Raw genomic sequence first — 15,750 nt, 5'->3', positions numbered from 1 at the left:
GTTCGGACGGAGCAACCGGACCTCAGGGACCGGCGGGTGCGGACGGAACAGATGGCGCCGACGGGGCAATAGGACCTCAGGGACCAATAGGATTGACAGGGCCCGCAGGTGCAGATGGCGCTGACGGAGCAACCGGACCACAGGGACCACAGGGACCAGCGGGTGCTGATGGAACAAACGGAACAGATGGCGCCGACGGGGCAATAGGACCGGCGGGGCCACAAGGAATACAGGGACTTCCAGGTGCAGATGGAGCAGTCGGACCTCAGGGGCCGGCAGGTGCAACCGGACCACAGGGACCGATAGGATTGACAGGACCCGCCGGTGCAGATGGCGCTGACGGGGCAACGGGACCACAGGGACCAATAGGATTGACAGGGCCGGCTGGGCCAGCGGGTAACGATGGAACAGACGGTATCGACGGGACAAACGGGGCCGACGGTGCAACCGGACCACAGGGACCGATAGGATTGACAGGGCCCGCAGGTGCAGATGGTGCTGACGGGGCAACCGGACCACAGGGACCAGCGGGTGCTGATGGAACAAACGGAACAGATGGCGCTGACGGGGCAACCGGACCACAGGGACCGATAGGATTGACAGGACCGGCTGGGCCACAAGGGCCAGCGGGTAACGATGGAACAGACGGTATCGACGGGACAAACGGGACCGACGGTGCAACCGGACCACAGGGACCAGCGGGTGCTGATGGAACAAACGGAACAGATGGCGCTGACGGGGCTGATGGCGCAGTCGGACCAATAGGACCTCAGGGACCAATAGGATTGACAGGGCCCGCAGGTGCAGATGGTGCAACCGGACCTCAGGGACCAGCGGGTGCTGATGGTGCAGTCGGACCAGCGGGGCCGGCTGGACCCACAGGGCCACAGGGGTTGCAAGGAATACCCGGGGCAGATGGGAACGATGGACTTGATGGCGCTGATGGCGCAACAGGACCACAGGGACCAGCAGGGGCCGACGGAGCAGTCGGACCACAAGGACCTGTAGGTCCACCTCAAACTTTAAGCAAAGCTGGTATCACTATTACTTTAAGTGATGATGGTGGGTCAGTCGATGAAACTGTAACTAGCTTTTCACAAAATAATGGTACAGGAGTAATCACATATACTGATGAAAACTCAACAGACCAAACAGCCAACGTAATAGGAGCAGAAACTGATAACAGTATTTCAGCAGGCGCTAATGGTGGTGCGTATTATGAAAGTCCAATCAAAGCATTTGGAAAAATTGCTTCAAACGGTTCCATATTAAGGGCAACAGCAGGTATAACGGTTACCAAATTGGGTGGTAACGGTCGCTATAGAGTTAATTTACCGGTAGGATTGGTATCTGATGCCAACTATATAATCCAATTAACTCAACCAGGAAGAGGCGGTGCTGGAAATGATGACCCAGGAATATCATATAACAATCAAACACCAGCAGGTTTTGAAGTAATTATCGGTGATAATGATAATGGCGGTGGCAATCGATTCAGGTTTAATTCTGAATTTATGTTTACCATTTTAGATTTATAAAAAATTATGAGAAAAGTATTCGCAATATTAAGCTTTGTTCTAACGGTCAACGTTTCTTATTCTCAAATTGAGGCGGGCCTATTGTTTAGCCTCAACACAGGAACCACATCAGAAATAAATGCTATTACTGGCATGCAACAAGGTCAAATGTTATTCAACTCTGATACCCGTGAACTACTAGTTTTTAATGGAACCAATTGGGTAACCACCTCCAATTCTAACTGGCAATTAACAGGAAATGTGGGCAGTAATGGATCCTTCTTGGGTACAACAAATGATGTCAGTATGGATATTAGATCTAACAATGTTAGTACTCTTGAGTTTGGAAGACGACAGACACTTGGGTTGGTTCAGAATTATCTTGATTATACAGATGCAAATCAATACCTGACCTATGTTAAAGGTAATAATGGAGTTTCCGCACTACAGTTTCAGGCGGACGCCGCTGCATTTTATAAACCCATGTTCTTTACCAATAGCGATGGAAATTTCAGACTTAAAGGAAGTGCGGCAGGAACAGATTATTTTGAAATTGGGTCTAACGGGGTTTCCAACAATGGGGAATTAGAATTTATTATTGCTGATGATGGGGCAGAACCTTTTCTTTTTAAACGCTTTGATTATAGAGATCAGCAGCTAAAAGAACTTTTCAGAATTCAAGGTAGTGCCAATTCCTTAAATGCAAAACCCAGGGTAGGTGTAAATACAGGGCAAATGGCTAATTCTACTTTCCAAGTTAACGGATCTATGTCCACAGCAATTATAAGGATTACAAACAGCATAACACTTTCAGAAGATCACCATACCGTAATAATGACAGGTGGTTCACCGAATATTACATTACCAAATGCAAATAGTTGTCAAGGTAGGGTCTACATTATTAAAAATTATTCTGGTGGTAATCGATTCAGTTCAACATACAGAACTGACACTGGAGGTACTAGCACTCAAATTCGAAATGGAAGATGTTACACCTTGCAAAGTGATGGTGTAGAGTGGCAACAAATCATAAGAGACTAAAAAATTAAAAACGTAAAAATTCAATTACAACATCATAATACTGTTTCAAGAATACCGATGAGCGCATGTTAAAACAAAAGAGACATATCAAAGCATTGTTACTTGGGCTTAGTTTAAGTCTGACATTATGTTCATGGGGGCAAGATGCGTTTCATAATTTTGGAAACCTTCAGTTCCATGGAACTGTTGCAGTAGGTTTCCATATTGATTTGATAGATGATGGCGTATTTGAAAATAATCAAGGACTAACAGGCTTTTATAGCTCAAATCGCTTAACCATTTCTGGATTGTCCAATCCTATTTTTAATGATATTGAAATTGTTACCGATAATGGCCTCCTCTTAAATACTTGGATTGGTGTTACCAATAATGCCAATTTTATCGTGGGAGATGTGCTTACTGCAAAAAATTCATCCGCTAATTATCTCAATTTTATTGGGTCTGCATTTGATGTAGGAACTGGGGATCTTGCCCACGTCAACGGATATGTTGGTGCAACCAATAAAGAAATAGTTACTTTCCCAATTGGGGATGGGCAACGGTTGAGATATCTCACATTGACCTCAATTGCACCAAACTTTTTGGCAAGATGCGCTTACTATTTTGAGAACCCTAATAACTCTGTTTCACTTGGCCAACAATTTGACACAAACATCAAAGAATTTGATGACCTTCAAATAAGTGAACTTGAGTTCTGGAAATTGGAAAGCAGCCAATCCTCTGTAGTAACCCTGACCTGGGATATCAACAGCAATACCAATCTTTTAGCAGAAACAATGGATAACCTAACGGTTGTCGGATGGAACAAAAGAGAAAGTCGCTGGGAGCAATTAGGCAATTCCTCAGTAAGTGGTAATATGCAGACAGGGAGCCTCACTTCCGAAGCTTTTGTTCCAAATGACTACGAAATTTTGACCTTGGGTGGAACCGATGACTTATTGGAACCATTTTCAGTCTTGGAACTTGACAACTACTTTTTAACACCAAACAATGATGGCATCAATGACTTTTTAGTAATTGATGGTATCGAAAATCTTCCCAATAACCTTTTAAATATTTACAACCGTTATGGAGTTTTGGTATATTCCAAACTGAACTATGCCAATGAATTTAACGGAGTGTCAAATCGCAACTTAGTGATTTCAAGAGATACGGGTTTATCATCTGGAATTTATTTTTACACGCTTACAGTTGTTGAATTAAGACAAAAATTCCAGGGTTATCTTTACATTTCTGAGTAAGCTGTAATTACAAAATAGTATACAATACGTTTCAAAATACTTCTTAACTTGCCCAATAAATTTATTTCATGAAAAGAAGGAGTTTTCTAAAAACGGCTTCAATATCAGGATTGGCCTGCACCCTACCCCCAATATTTCCAATGCATCCTATTGAGGATTACTCGGTAGACGAATTAATGGGAAAAGCAGATATTGATCTCTTTGGTGAGGGAATCAATTTGCGGAGAGAAGCTTATGAAGCATTTAAAGAAATGAAAAAAGCCGCCTATACCGATGGATTTGATATTAAAATGGTGTCCAGTTTTCGTGATTTTTATCGACAGGAAGGCATTTGGGAACGGAAATACCTTCGTTTTACAGAAGATGACGGAATGGAACCGCTCGATGCCATTGACAAAATCATTGAGTATTCCACAATTCCTGGCACAAGTAGGCACCATTGGGGAACTGATATCGATATTATAAATGGTTATCCGAAAGTAACCGGTGACGTCTTGGTTCCGGAGAAATTTGAAGCTGGAGGACCTTTTGAAGACTTTAAACTATGGCTCGATGAAAATTCCGAAAAATTTGGCTTCTACTTGGTTTATACCAATGAACCTAAACGACGAGGGTTTAAATATGAACCTTGGCACTATAGCTATGCGCCTATTTCAATACCTATGCTAACCGCCTTTAGAAAAGTGAACATCCTTAAGTTGCTTCAGAATGAGGACTTTTTAGGTTGCGAACATTTTACTTCTGGATTCTTGAAATCCTATATCCAAGATAATATTTTGGATATCAACCAAGCACTTTTATAGGGCATTTTTTGTATCTTGAATCCTCTAGAACACTAACACCATGAGAAGAGGAAGTTGGAAAATCCGAATACTTATCGGATTGGCCATTGTGGCCTTTGCTTTTGTACAACGTTGCAATAACAAGGAAGAAAACCCATATACTGGAAGGGTGCAGAACATTAATATGTCTGCTGATCAAGAAATAGCCATTGGGCTTCAAAGCGCTCCCGAAATGGCCCAGCAGCACGGTGGTCTATATCCTGATGAAAGAATGCAAGCATTGGTGGATGCCGTTGGACAAAAATTGGTTAATAGTAGTATTGCTCGCGAAACGCCATACCGCTACGACTTTCATTTACTTGCGGATGATAGAACCATAAATGCATTTGCCCTACCTGGCGGGCAGTGTTTTATTACCTATGCGCTTTTTTCCCAGTTAACCGAAGCTCAACTTGCTGGGGTTTTGGGACATGAAATCGGACATGTAATAGGGAGGCATTCCGCAGAAAGAATCGCAGAAAGCAGTTTTTGGCAGACCCTGACAATGGGAGCCTCCGTAGGAGGTGATATGGGAGGATTGGTCAGCGGTATTGGCCAAAATACCCTCTTAAAAAATGGGAGGGGCGATGAGCTGGAAAGCGATGAACTTGGAGTTCTGTTTATGATACAATCTGGATATGACCCATATGAAATGATTCAAGTCATGAAGATTCTAAAAGATGCAGCTGGCCCCAACAGGGTGCCTGAGTTTCAAAGCACTCATCCTGACCCCGAAAATAGAATTGAAAAGATCAGGGAGGCCATAGAAAAATATTCAGGTCGATAGAATCAGCGCTTTGTCGATTAAAAATAGCCTTTGGGAAGTTTTAACTACCTTTGCGTGACCCGAGTCTCCATAACTTTCTTATCCCATTTGTGCTATCAAAATAGAGAACAATGGGAACACTATTACATTTTAAGCAGCTCTACATGGAGGCATTTGACAATTGCAAGCCTAGTTTTGTGGTTGTCTTACTGAAAGGATACACAATTTTTTGTGGTATATTATTAACCATGGCCCTATACGCATTTTTGTACCGGGTCTTTACCGGATTTGATTTTTAGAATACTCTTTTACACGGACACTATATACGTAAATGAGAAAAAGAGCCCATCCTTTAGGATGGGCTCTTTTTAGTTTGGATGAATAAACCCCTTCTTTATTTTTTCATAGCTGATTTTAATATTTCCAAGGCTGCCGTGGCATTGGATAACTCCGCATATTTTTTTGCAGTGTACCCTTTATCACAACGTTTTTTAACATCGGCTCCATTTGCAATGAGCAATTCTAAAATCTCCGTTTTGTTATAACGGGCGGCAAAATGGATAGGTGCCATACCCATCGATTTTTTGTTTACATCTTCGCCAAGTTCAATTAATTTTTTAACTGTAGTAACATCGCCTTTCAAGATTGCTTTACAAAAAGAACTAAGTTCATCTGGAATAGCAGTAACGATTAAGTCTTCATTAATAGAAGTTTCTGTTTCGGTGGCAAAAGCGCCAGTAACCACAAACATAAATGCCGCGGCTACGGTTAGGATTGTTTTTTTCATGATGAATAATTTTTGATTAATGATTAACTAATATAAAAATAGACTGCTCATGCAGGCAAATGTTACAGCATTAACAGTTAAATAACTAAATTTTAACAACGCCCCAGTTTTTAACATAAATAATTAACAACCCTTCAGGCAGAAATCCACCCAAATACTGGTGCATCCAGCCAAATCAAGTTATTTTTGCGGTCTAACCTTGACAGCATGAACAAGAAAGTGATCCTAATGATTTTGGATGGTTGGGGAAAATCCCCAGATCCGAAAGTATCAGCAATAGAGCAGGCCAATACCCCTTTTATAGATTCATTATATGGGAAATATCCCAATTCCAATTTATTGACCGATGGTATGAACGTAGGTCTTCCTGAAGGTCAAATGGGAAATAGCGAAGTCGGACACATGAATCTTGGTGCGGGTAGAATTGTTTATCAAGATTTAGCTAAGATAAATAAAGCAGTCAAAGAAGATACCCTCAAAGATGAAATGGTGCTTAGGAATGCTTTCGAACATGCCAAGAACCACAACAAAGCTGTCCACTTTTTGGGATTGGTAAGTAATGGTGGGGTGCACAGCCATGTAGACCATTTAAAAGCCCTGATCAAAGCAGCGGATGATTATGGTGTGCAAAATTCTTTTATTCATGCATTTACCGACGGTAGGGATGTAGACCCTAAAAGTGGCAAAGGTTTTCTTGAAGAGGTAATTAATTTTAGCTCGGACAAGAGTACTGAACTGGCCACTGTAGTTGGAAGATATTATGCCATGGATCGCGATAAAAGATGGGAGCGTGTAAAGCTCGCCTATGATGTAATGGTAAACAACGTAGGTGAAAAAGTTTCGGACATATCCGAAGCCATGCAAAAAAGTTATGATGAAGGTATTACGGATGAGTTTATAAAACCATTGGTTCTAACTGATGAAAATAACGCACCAATTGCCAAAATAAGTGATGGTGATGTTATTGTCTTTTTCAATTTTAGAACGGATAGAGGTCGTGAATTGACCCAAGTACTCAGCCAAGCAGATTTTCACGAGCAGAACATGCACAAACTGGACTTATTCTACGTAACCATGACAAATTATGACGATTCGTTCCAGGGAATCAAAGTGGTTTACGACAAAGCAAACATCCAGGACACCCTGGGTGAAGTGATAGCTGAAAATGGCAAAAAACAAATTCGGATAGCAGAAACCGAAAAATATCCACATGTTACATTTTTCTTTAATGGTGGTAGAGAAGAACCATTTGAAGGTGAAAAGCGCATACTTTGCCCCTCGCCAAAAGTGGCTACTTACGATTTGCAGCCCGAAATGAGTGCTTATGACATTAGAGATGCTATAATTCCAGAATTGAAATCCGGTGAAACCGATTTTGTATGTCTTAATTTTGCCAATCCTGATATGGTAGGTCATACGGGAGACATGGATGCAGCTATAAAAGCGTGTGAAACCGTGGACTCTTGCGCCCGAGATGTCATTACAGCCGGACAAGAAAACGGTTATTCCACAATCGTTATTGCCGACCATGGTAATTGTGACACGATGATTAATCCCGATGGAAGCCCAAATACAGCACATACCACGAATCCGGTTCCATTAATTTTGATAGATGGTGATATTAAAGCCATCAAAGATGGCGTATTGGGTGATATCGCTCCTACAATTTTGCACCTTTTGGGTATTGAACAACCTGATTTAATGACCCAAAAATCCTTGATTTAGAACATCAACTATCTGTTGCGAGCACGCACATTAATTGATTTCAGCTTATCTTTGCTGCCATGGTAAAAATTAAGACAGCGGAAGAAATCGAGTTAATGCGTGAAAGCGCTTTGGTCGTCTCTAAAACCTTGGGGATGCTGGCCGCAGAAATCAAACCTGGAGCCAATCCTTTACATTTGGATAAGCTAGCTGAAGAATTTATAAGGGAACAAGGTGCAAGTCCAGGTTTTTTGGGCATGTACGACTTTCCGAACACCTTAAATTGGAGTCCCAATGCACAGGTAGTCCATGGAATTCCCAATAATGACCCTTTGAAGGAAGGTGATATAATCTCAGTGGATTGCGGTGCACTAAAAAATGGATATTATGGAGACCATGCCTATACTTTTGAGGTAGGTGAGGTTGCAGAAGAAACCAAAAAATTACTTCGAGTTACCAAAGAATCCCTCTATGCGGGTATTAGACAATTCAAAGAAGGAAACCGCGTTGGTGATGTAGGCTATGCCATCCAGAATTATTGTGAAAGTCATGGTTACGGAGTGGTCCGCGAATTGGTGGGACATGGTTTAGGCACTGAACTTCATGAAGACCCACAAATGCCCAATTATGGAAAGCGCGGACGTGGAAAAAAATTCGTAAATGGAATGGTTGTAGCTATAGAACCCATGATCAATATGGGTACTCGAAGAATAAAACAACTTAAAGATGGATGGACCATTTTAACCGCGGATGCAAAACCAAGCGCACACTTTGAGCATGATGTTGCCCTAGTTGATGGCAAACCAGAACTTTTATCCACCTTCCAATATATCTACGATGTTTTGGGAATTCAAAGTGATGAGGAAGAGGAGTTCCGAGGTAAAAAACTTCAAGACTAGGTTTGTCAGTACCTTCATCAAAATAAAATGAAACGGTTTTTTAAATTTTTCTTGAATCTTGTACCGAGACCGTTGCTGATAAAGCTAAGTTATTGGGTCAGGCCCATAATCGCAGTTTTTTTGACAGGAAAAAAGCATATGGATCCCATTGATGGAAAAAGTTTTCGAACCTTTCTACCATATGGTTATGAGAATCCACGAGAAAATGTGCTCTCCCCCTCTACCCTTTCTTTAGAAAGACATCGGCTACTATGGTTGTTTTTGAAAAATGAAACCGATTTCTTTACCAAAAAGCTAAGTCTTTTGCATTTTGCCCCAGAACAGGCCTTTCACAAAAGGTTCAAACAGCTAAAAAATATTGACTACACAACCACGGATTTAAATTCTCCGCTCGCTGATGTAAAAGCAGATATCTGTAACCTTCCTTTTGATGACAATTCGTTCGATGTAATTCTATGCAACCATGTTTTGGAACATATACCCGATGATACCAAAGCTATGCAAGAAATGTATCGCGTTTTAAAGCCAGACGGGTGGGGCATTTTTCAGATTCCGCAGGATTTAAAGCGAGAAAAGACCTTTGAGGATGATTCCATAACCGATAAGAAAGAACGTGCTAGAATTTTTGGTCAGTATGATCATGTTCGTATTTACGGCAGGGATTATTTTGACAAGCTTCGTGAAATCGGGTTTACGGTACAAGAAGTAGATTACACTTCCAAGCTGTCTTCGGATGATATCGAAAAGTATCGATTGGCAAAAGGGGAGATTATTCCTTTGGTTTCCAAATAGTTATTTCTGAATCAATTTTTCAAAACCAGAGGTCATAAATTCCGCTGTTTCTCCTTTATCATCCAAATAAATAATATATGCCTCCAATGCGGACTGTTTTTCCAGCAATTCCTTGGATTCCTTTAAATCCATTGCCATAAAGGCTGTAGCATAGGCATCTGCAACAGTACAGGTCTTGGCCACTACACTTGCTGCCAAAACCTTGGAGTTTTTGGTATAGCCTGTCTTGGGGTCTATGGTGTGCACATATTTTTTACCAGTTTCTGGGTCAATTCTGAACTTTCTGTAGTTGCCTGAAGAGGCCATGGCCCTGTCTTCCAACGATACAATTCGTTTTAGCTGTCGGCCAGTTTCTATTTGAGGGTCATCTATCCCAACAGACCATCGCTTATTAGAAATTAAATTTATACCCCTGGTCAATACTTCACCTCCTACTTCAACCAAATAATTTTCAATTCCTTTGGCATTTAACATAGCTCCCAGGCGGTCGATGGCATACCCTTTGGCCACAGCGTTAAAATCGAAACGAATTGCCGGATGCGTTTTCGAAATTGTTCCATTGGCATTGAATTTTACTTTGTTCCACCCCACATAGCGCAACAAACTATCCACCTTTAAACTATCCAAATCCAATTGCTCACCTGGGCCAAAACCCCATGCATTGGCCAAAACTCCCACAGTGGGATCAAAATATCCTCCGGATGCTTCATGAACCTGTGTTGAGGTATTAAAAACCTCTCTGAACATATGGTCCACAACAATGGAGGAATCTCCCAAATTAATTTTTGAAATATCAGATGTTGGGATATATGTGGACAGGGATTGGTTGAGTACTTTAAATACAGAATCTATCTCTTTTTGAAAGTCAAGTTCTTCTCCGGCAATGTAAATAATAGAATAGGTTGTTCCCAAGGCATTACCAACATTTTGGTTTTTAACCAAAGGCTTAGTGGCGCATCCTAAATAAAGCACTGATACCAGTACAAAAATTAAATTTCTCATTCTTAAATCTCTATCAAACCTTGATAATCCACAATGTACTCTTCGTTTAAATATACGGGTAATTTCCTGTTGGATGCATTGGATAGTCCAACCCCAGCAAAATACGTTTTTGCCTCAAATTTGTCCGCTTGATTTTTCACCTTTTGCATCAACTCCAAATCATAATTCTTTGGACTATTCGGAAACTCTACATTCCGAACCACAATAAAGTGAAGTACTTTTTCCTTTAAACAGACATATTGTGGATTCTTTTTGGGCTTGCTGTTTACGGCCATAAATTCGTAGCCATCAGCTTCCAATTGTCTTCCCACAATATTCATGGCCAGGTTATGCAATTCCTGCTCGGTTAATTCCCTTCGTTGTTCCATAAAAAAACCGACACTTTCGCATCGGTTAGGTTTATTTTATCACCTCTCGATAGCACTTGAGGTTACATAATTTCAGGTTCTATCCACCAAAATCATCAAATCTGATATTTTCGTCAGGAATCCCGAAGTCCTCACCCATTTTCTGAACAGCTTTGTTCATTAATGGTGGACCACAGAAATACAGTTCAATATCCTCTGGTGCATCATGATGGTTCAGGTAATTGTCAATTACACAATTGTGGATGAATCCTACAAATCCATCTCCCTCAGCGTCAATATCTTCTTTGACCTTCCAGTTGTCTACTTCCAAAGGTTCTGAAAGCGCCATATAGAATTTGAAATTTGAAAATTCTTTTTCCAACTGCTTAAAATGGTCAATATAAAAAAGCTCTCTCTTGGAACGTCCACCATACCAATACGTCACCTTTCTGTTCGTTTTAAGTGTTTTGAATAGATGATATAGGTGCGAACGCATGGGTGCCATACCGGCTCCCCCACCTACATACAGCATCTCTGCGTCTGACTCATTGATAAAGAATTCTCCAAACGGTCCTGAAATAGTCACAGGATCACCCGGTTTTAAGCCGAATATATAAGATGATGCAACCCCTGGGTTTACTTCCATCCATCCGTTTTTGGAACGATCCCATGGCGGAGTGGCAATACGTACATTTAACATAATCTCACGTCCCTCGGCCGGATAGGAGGCCATAGAATAGGCACGTTCCACAGTTTCTGGATTTTTCATGACCAATGGCCATAAATTAAATTTATCCCATTCATTTTGGAACTTATCCGGTGTTTCATGCTCCTCTGGATGTGCAGTGATGTCAATATCTGAGTACTTAACTTCACAGGGAGGAATCTCAATTTGAATATATCCACCAGCCTTGTAGTTCATTTCCTCTGGAATCTCAACAACGAATTCTTTGATAAATGAAGCAACATTATAATTGCGAACAACTTTTGCAGGCCATTTTTTAATACCGAAGACTTCTTCAGGTATGGTAATCTCCATATCCTGTTTCACTTTAACCTGACAGGCCAGACGTGCACCGTGGTTCAATTCCTTTTTAGAGAAATGAGGGGTTTCTGTCGGCAAGGCTTCTCCTCCACCTGAAAGTACATGACACTCACACTGAATACAAGTTCCACCTCCACCACAAGCAGATGGCAAAAATACTTTCTGGTTACCCAATGTTGTCAGCAAAGAGTTTCCAGAAGCTACTTCAATTTCCTTTTCACCGTTAATGGTGATGGTAACTGGCCCAGATGGAGACAATTTTTCCTTTGTGAACAGCAACAAGGCCACCAACAATAACAATAAAACCAAAAATGCTACTACGGTAATTAGAATGGTACCTCCGGTACTTGTGGCTAATATCATCTTTATTCGTTTATAACTTCGTTATAGGAGACTGCTTTTTCATCATCTTCAATCTCTTTTTCAATTTCTTTTTCTTCAATGGTTTTGGCAGTGGTAGTTTCTGCTGGCTCAGGTGGTTCATTGTCACCTGTCAACATACCTCCAAAACTCTGGAACCCAATTCCCATCAAACCAGTAATGATGAAAGTAATTCCCAGTCCTCGTAGTGGAGCGGGAACATTTGAATATCTTATTTTCTCACGGATAGCAGCGATAGCCAATATAGCCAAGAACCATCCGATACCTGAACTTACTCCATAATTGAAAGCCAATCCTAAAGAAGGGATTTCCCTTGCCTGCATAAAAAGTGACCCACCTAAAATGGCACAGTTCACTGCAATCAATGGTAAGAAAATACCCAAAGAGTTATATAGGGATGGAGAAAACTTCTCCACTACAATCTCTACCAATTGCACCATGGTTGCAATGGTGGCAATAAATAGGATGAATGACAGGAAGCTAAGATTATAATCTGCATATTCTGGGCCCAACCAAACCAAAGCACCATCACGCAATAAATATTGGTCCAACAGCCAATTTAATGGAACGGTTACGGCCAAAACGAAAATTACCGCCGCTCCCAATCCTACCGCGGTCGACACTTTTTTAGATACGGCCAAATAGGAACACATTCCTAAAAAGACCGCAAAGACCATATTATCTATGAAGATGGACTTAAAAAACAATTCTACATGCTCTAACATACTATAATCCTTTTATGCTTCTTCAATTAATGCTTTATTTCTGGACCGTTGCGCCCAGATAATGATTCCCACAACAATCAATGCTGCTGGTGGTATGATCATAAAACCATTGTTCTCGTATCCGGTGGAGTATAATCCGGTTTTTGCTATTGGATCACCTAAAACAGGAATTCCAAATAAAGTGCCTGAACCTAAAAGTTCACGAAAAAACCCAACAATTACCAAGATTACTCCATATCCAAGGGCGTTACCTATTCCATCTAAAAATGATTTCCAAGGTCCATTACCCAATGCAAATGCTTCGAATCGACCCATGATGATACAGTTGGTAATGATCAATCCAACAAAAACGGCTAGAGTCTTGCTCAACTCGTATGCAAAAGCTTTCAATACCTGGTCCACTACAATAACAAGGGTGGCAACCACTATCAATTGTACAATAATTCGAATTTTTGATGGGATGATGTTACGCAACAATGAAATTACCACGTTCCCCACTCCAAGTACGAACAAAACTGAAAGTGACATAACCACTGACGCCTTGAGTTCTGCTGTAATCGCCAATGCAGAGCATATACCCAATACCTGTATGGTGATGGGGTTGTTATCCGCTAATGGATCTAATATTAGATTTGCATCTTTTTTTGAAAGTAGCCCCATATTATTTGGTTCTAATGGTTTCTAAATAAGGTTTGTAAAGTTTAAGTGTCTCCTTGATCATAGCGGTGACACCATTACCGGTAATAGTTGCTCCCGCAAGCGCATCTACTTGATTATCTTCTTTGTCATTGTTCAAGGGGTCATTGTTTCCCTTAACCACTGAAATTCCTGCGTATCGGTTTCCGTCCAAAACGGACTCTCCGGTAAAATCATCCATAAAAAAGCGAAGCTTGATATTTGAACCCAATCCCGGAGTCTCTCCTTTATGGTCAAAAACAACACCTTGTACTACCATGTTCTCATCCAAGGAAATGAATCCCCAAATGGCATCCCACAGACCTTTGCCATACATAGGAATGATATAATATTGTTTTCCTTCTTTTTCCCCAATGAAAAGTGGCAACTCAGCTTCATCACCGTTTTTGATGATATTCAGTTGCTTTTTCATGTCAATGAGGTAAGCTTCATCCCGTTCTTTACTTTCAGAACCGACAACCACCAATTGTTGTTTGATGTATTTGGAAAACTCTTCTTCAACTACATCGGTAGGAATGAAGTTAACACTACCGGCATCTTCATTTTGGCTAACGCCCATGGCGTAAAGTATATTCTGTTGCTTTTCAAAGCGCTCGTTCTCATCTATTCGCGGTCTTAATCCTGAAGCCAAGAATGCAAGTAGCGAACCTACGATGACCACCATAACGGTCGCAAAAATTACAGTATAGCTGTTTTTTTCTGTATTCATTGCCATAATTACACTGTTTCTGTTGTTAATGCTTCAACTTCACCTGATGTCTTTGGGTATATGGTTGCGTTTTTTAATCGCTTCATTCTTCTTTTAATGTTACCCCTAACCACATAATGATCAATGGTCGGTGCAAATACATTCATTAATAGAATAGCCAGGAATACGCCTTCTGGATATCCTGGGTTGAATACCCTGATCATTACAGAAAGGAAACCTATCAAAAACCCATAAATCCATTTACCTCTATTGGTTTGTGAACCCGTTACTGGGTCCGTGGCCATATATACAATTCCAAAAGCCAATCCTCCAACAAGTAAGTGTTGCCAAAATTCAAAGTTCATCAATCCGTAAAACTTACTGTACTCAGGAATCCACTCGGCAGCGACAACTCCATTAAAAATCAATCCCATTGCCAATGCTCCGATTACGGCACTCACCATGATACGCCAAGAGGCTATTTTTGAAAATATCAGAAACAGTCCTCCCAAAAGAATCAATAAGGTTGATGTTTCACCGACAGACCCCGGAATAAATCCGTAGAACATATCGGATAGTGAATACGAAATATCGGCTGTATTGCCTTGCGCTAGATAACCCAAAACAGTTTCTCCAGAAATCGCGTCCGTGGAGCCAGCTTTGGTGACACCATCTACTGCACCATGCACCCAAACTTTGTCCCCACTCATCCAAGTAGGATAGGCAAAGAACAGAAATGCACGAATGGTCAATGCAGGATTCAAAATGTTCATTCCGGTTCCTCCAAAAACCTCTTTACCAATTACAACACCAAAAACAACGGCGACGGCCAACATCCAAAGCGGAATATCTACAGGAACAATCAGTGGCACCAACATTCCCGTTACCAAATATCCTTCTTCTACTTCGTGACCTTTAATCACCGCAAATACGAACTCTACCGCCAATCCAACTCCATAGGAAACAATAACTAATGGTAAAATGGTTATCAATCCCAACCAAAAGTTATCCCATGTCAAAAAGTGTTCGAATAACGAAAAATTTTCAGGGAAACCATCAATGGCAGCACTATGCTGATATCCTGTATTGAACATTCCGAACAGCAAACAAGGCACTAACGCCATAATCACCGTGTTCATGGTTCGCTTTAAATCATCTGCTCCCCTAACATGCGACCCATTATGGGTGGTTTCGTTGGGAGCATACAAAAAAGTGTGTATTGCATTGAAGGCCGGGGCCATTTTTTTGCCCTGGTATTTCAATTTGGTTTGATGTAACTTTTCTTTCAATCCCATGTG

Annotated in this window: 17 protein-coding genes; 9 read left to right on the top strand and 8 right to left on the bottom strand. The window is 41.1% G+C overall.

Annotation, left to right across the window (positions count from 1 at the left end):
* The 6 genes from IAG46_RS16095 to IAG46_RS17865 form a co-directional block, all read left to right on the top strand.
* Positions 1–1,538 (top strand): hypothetical protein (locus IAG46_RS16095; RefSeq protein WP_223826731.1); only part of this gene is annotated, 1,538 nt, incomplete at its 5' end.
* A 6-nt stretch (positions 1,539–1,544) separates the two neighbouring features.
* On the top strand, positions 1,545–2,558 hold the full coding sequence (locus IAG46_RS16090) for a hypothetical protein (protein WP_190811410.1): 1,014 nt from the start codon (positions 1,545–1,547) through the stop codon (positions 2,556–2,558).
* 65 nt (positions 2,559–2,623) lie between these two features.
* Complete coding sequence (locus IAG46_RS16085) at positions 2,624–3,799, top strand: gliding motility-associated C-terminal domain-containing protein (RefSeq protein ID WP_190811409.1); 1,176 nt, start codon at positions 2,624–2,626, stop codon at positions 3,797–3,799.
* Between the two features lie 68 nt (positions 3,800–3,867).
* The gene (locus tag IAG46_RS16080) at positions 3,868–4,602 is read left to right on the top strand and encodes a M15 family metallopeptidase (protein ID WP_190811408.1); all 735 of its coding nucleotides are present in this window, start codon (positions 3,868–3,870) and stop codon (positions 4,600–4,602) included.
* 40 nt (positions 4,603–4,642) lie between these two features.
* Entirely contained in the window at positions 4,643–5,407 is a 765-nt protein-coding gene (locus IAG46_RS16075; protein ID WP_190811407.1) for a M48 family metalloprotease, read from the top strand.
* Between the two features lie 110 nt (positions 5,408–5,517).
* Positions 5,518–5,685: a DUF6747 family protein gene (locus IAG46_RS17865; RefSeq protein WP_368668190.1), complete on the top strand. Its 168-nt coding sequence runs from the start codon at positions 5,518–5,520 to the stop codon at positions 5,683–5,685.
* A gap of 95 nt (positions 5,686–5,780) precedes the next feature.
* Here the strand turns inward: IAG46_RS17865 and IAG46_RS16070 are convergent, their stop codons facing one another.
* Entirely contained in the window at positions 5,781–6,173 is a 393-nt protein-coding gene (locus IAG46_RS16070; protein ID WP_190811406.1) for an ankyrin repeat domain-containing protein, read from the bottom strand.
* 207 nt (positions 6,174–6,380) lie between these two features.
* Between IAG46_RS16070 and gpmI the strand changes: the two genes are divergently transcribed.
* Genes gpmI through IAG46_RS16055 form a run of 3 tightly spaced genes read left to right on the top strand, consistent with a single transcriptional unit; the run spans position 6,381 to position 9,568 of the window.
* The gene (gpmI, locus tag IAG46_RS16065) at positions 6,381–7,898 is read left to right on the top strand and encodes a 2,3-bisphosphoglycerate-independent phosphoglycerate mutase (RefSeq protein ID WP_190811405.1); all 1,518 of its coding nucleotides are present in this window, start codon (positions 6,381–6,383) and stop codon (positions 7,896–7,898) included.
* A 59-nt stretch (positions 7,899–7,957) separates the two neighbouring features.
* Positions 7,958–8,776, top strand: coding sequence for a type I methionyl aminopeptidase (gene map / locus IAG46_RS16060; RefSeq protein ID WP_190811404.1), 819 nt, complete (start codon positions 7,958–7,960; stop codon positions 8,774–8,776).
* A 27-nt stretch (positions 8,777–8,803) separates the two neighbouring features.
* Positions 8,804–9,568 (top strand): class I SAM-dependent methyltransferase, encoded by a 765-nt coding sequence (locus IAG46_RS16055; protein ID WP_190811403.1) that lies wholly within the window; start codon positions 8,804–8,806, stop codon positions 9,566–9,568.
* Here the strand turns inward: IAG46_RS16055 and IAG46_RS16050 are convergent, their stop codons facing one another.
* The 7 genes from IAG46_RS16050 to IAG46_RS16020 all read right to left on the bottom strand — a co-directional run bounded on the left by IAG46_RS16050 (position 9,569) and on the right by IAG46_RS16020 (position 15,747).
* On the bottom strand, positions 9,569–10,570 hold the full coding sequence (locus IAG46_RS16050) for an FAD:protein FMN transferase (protein WP_190811402.1): 1,002 nt from the start codon (positions 10,568–10,570) through the stop codon (positions 9,569–9,571). It lies immediately after the preceding gene.
* A gap of 2 nt (positions 10,571–10,572) precedes the next feature.
* Entirely contained in the window at positions 10,573–10,938 is a 366-nt protein-coding gene (locus IAG46_RS16045; protein ID WP_190811401.1) for a Na(+)-translocating NADH-quinone reductase subunit F, read from the bottom strand.
* Between the two features lie 79 nt (positions 10,939–11,017).
* The gene (gene nqrF, locus IAG46_RS16040) at positions 11,018–12,325 is read right to left on the bottom strand and encodes an NADH:ubiquinone reductase (Na(+)-transporting) subunit F (protein WP_190811400.1); all 1,308 of its coding nucleotides are present in this window, start codon (positions 12,323–12,325) and stop codon (positions 11,018–11,020) included.
* A gap of 2 nt (positions 12,326–12,327) precedes the next feature.
* Positions 12,328–13,068, bottom strand: coding sequence for an NADH:ubiquinone reductase (Na(+)-transporting) subunit E (gene nqrE / locus IAG46_RS16035; protein ID WP_190811399.1), 741 nt, complete (start codon positions 13,066–13,068; stop codon positions 12,328–12,330).
* A 12-nt stretch (positions 13,069–13,080) separates the two neighbouring features.
* Positions 13,081–13,728, bottom strand: a complete 648-nt coding sequence (locus IAG46_RS16030) for an NADH:ubiquinone reductase (Na(+)-transporting) subunit D (RefSeq protein WP_190811398.1) — start codon at positions 13,726–13,728, stop codon at positions 13,081–13,083.
* 1 nt (position 13,729) lies between these two features.
* The gene (locus IAG46_RS16025) at positions 13,730–14,479 is read right to left on the bottom strand and encodes a Na(+)-translocating NADH-quinone reductase subunit C (protein WP_190811397.1); all 750 of its coding nucleotides are present in this window, start codon (positions 14,477–14,479) and stop codon (positions 13,730–13,732) included.
* 2 nt (positions 14,480–14,481) lie between these two features.
* The gene (locus IAG46_RS16020) at positions 14,482–15,747 is read right to left on the bottom strand and encodes an NADH:ubiquinone reductase (Na(+)-transporting) subunit B (protein WP_190811396.1); all 1,266 of its coding nucleotides are present in this window, start codon (positions 15,745–15,747) and stop codon (positions 14,482–14,484) included.
* Positions 15,748–15,750 lie beyond the last annotated feature (3 nt).

Origin of the sequence: Flagellimonas sp. S3867 (assembly GCF_014698935.1) — a bacterium.
Classification (GTDB): Bacteria; Bacteroidota; Bacteroidia; order Flavobacteriales; family Flavobacteriaceae; genus Flagellimonas.
The sequence above is the reverse complement of the archived record's forward strand: the minus strand, read 5'-3'. Positions and strand labels throughout refer to the sequence as shown.

Excerpts from the sequence above, each read along its gene's own strand:
- IAG46_RS16020 (WP_190811396.1), bottom strand. The coding sequence starts at position 15,747 with ATGGGATTGAAAGAAAAGTTACATCAAACCAAATTGAAATACCAGGGC.
- IAG46_RS16050 (WP_190811402.1), bottom strand. The coding sequence starts at position 10,570 with ATGAGAAATTTAATTTTTGTACTGGTATCAGTGCTTTATTTAGGATGC.
- IAG46_RS16055 (WP_190811403.1), top strand. The coding sequence starts at position 8,804 with ATGAAACGGTTTTTTAAATTTTTCTTGAATCTTGTACCGAGACCGTTG.
- IAG46_RS16075 (WP_190811407.1), top strand. The coding sequence starts at position 4,643 with ATGAGAAGAGGAAGTTGGAAAATCCGAATACTTATCGGATTGGCCATT.
- map (WP_190811404.1), top strand. The coding sequence starts at position 7,958 with ATGGTAAAAATTAAGACAGCGGAAGAAATCGAGTTAATGCGTGAAAGC.
- IAG46_RS16085 (WP_190811409.1), top strand. The coding sequence starts at position 2,624 with ATGTTAAAACAAAAGAGACATATCAAAGCATTGTTACTTGGGCTTAGT.
- IAG46_RS16030 (WP_190811398.1), bottom strand. The coding sequence starts at position 13,728 with ATGGGGCTACTTTCAAAAAAAGATGCAAATCTAATATTAGATCCATTA.
- IAG46_RS16080 (WP_190811408.1), top strand. The coding sequence starts at position 3,868 with ATGAAAAGAAGGAGTTTTCTAAAAACGGCTTCAATATCAGGATTGGCC.
- gpmI (WP_190811405.1), top strand. The coding sequence starts at position 6,381 with ATGAACAAGAAAGTGATCCTAATGATTTTGGATGGTTGGGGAAAATCC.
- IAG46_RS16090 (WP_190811410.1), top strand. The coding sequence starts at position 1,545 with ATGAGAAAAGTATTCGCAATATTAAGCTTTGTTCTAACGGTCAACGTT.
- IAG46_RS16025 (WP_190811397.1), bottom strand. The coding sequence starts at position 14,479 with ATGGCAATGAATACAGAAAAAAACAGCTATACTGTAATTTTTGCGACC.
- nqrF (WP_190811400.1), bottom strand. The coding sequence starts at position 12,325 with ATGATATTAGCCACAAGTACCGGAGGTACCATTCTAATTACCGTAGTA.
- IAG46_RS16070 (WP_190811406.1), bottom strand. The coding sequence starts at position 6,173 with ATGAAAAAAACAATCCTAACCGTAGCCGCGGCATTTATGTTTGTGGTT.
- IAG46_RS16045 (WP_190811401.1), bottom strand. The coding sequence starts at position 10,938 with ATGGAACAACGAAGGGAATTAACCGAGCAGGAATTGCATAACCTGGCC.
- nqrE (WP_190811399.1), bottom strand. The coding sequence starts at position 13,068 with ATGTTAGAGCATGTAGAATTGTTTTTTAAGTCCATCTTCATAGATAAT.
- IAG46_RS17865 (WP_368668190.1), top strand. The coding sequence starts at position 5,518 with ATGGGAACACTATTACATTTTAAGCAGCTCTACATGGAGGCATTTGAC.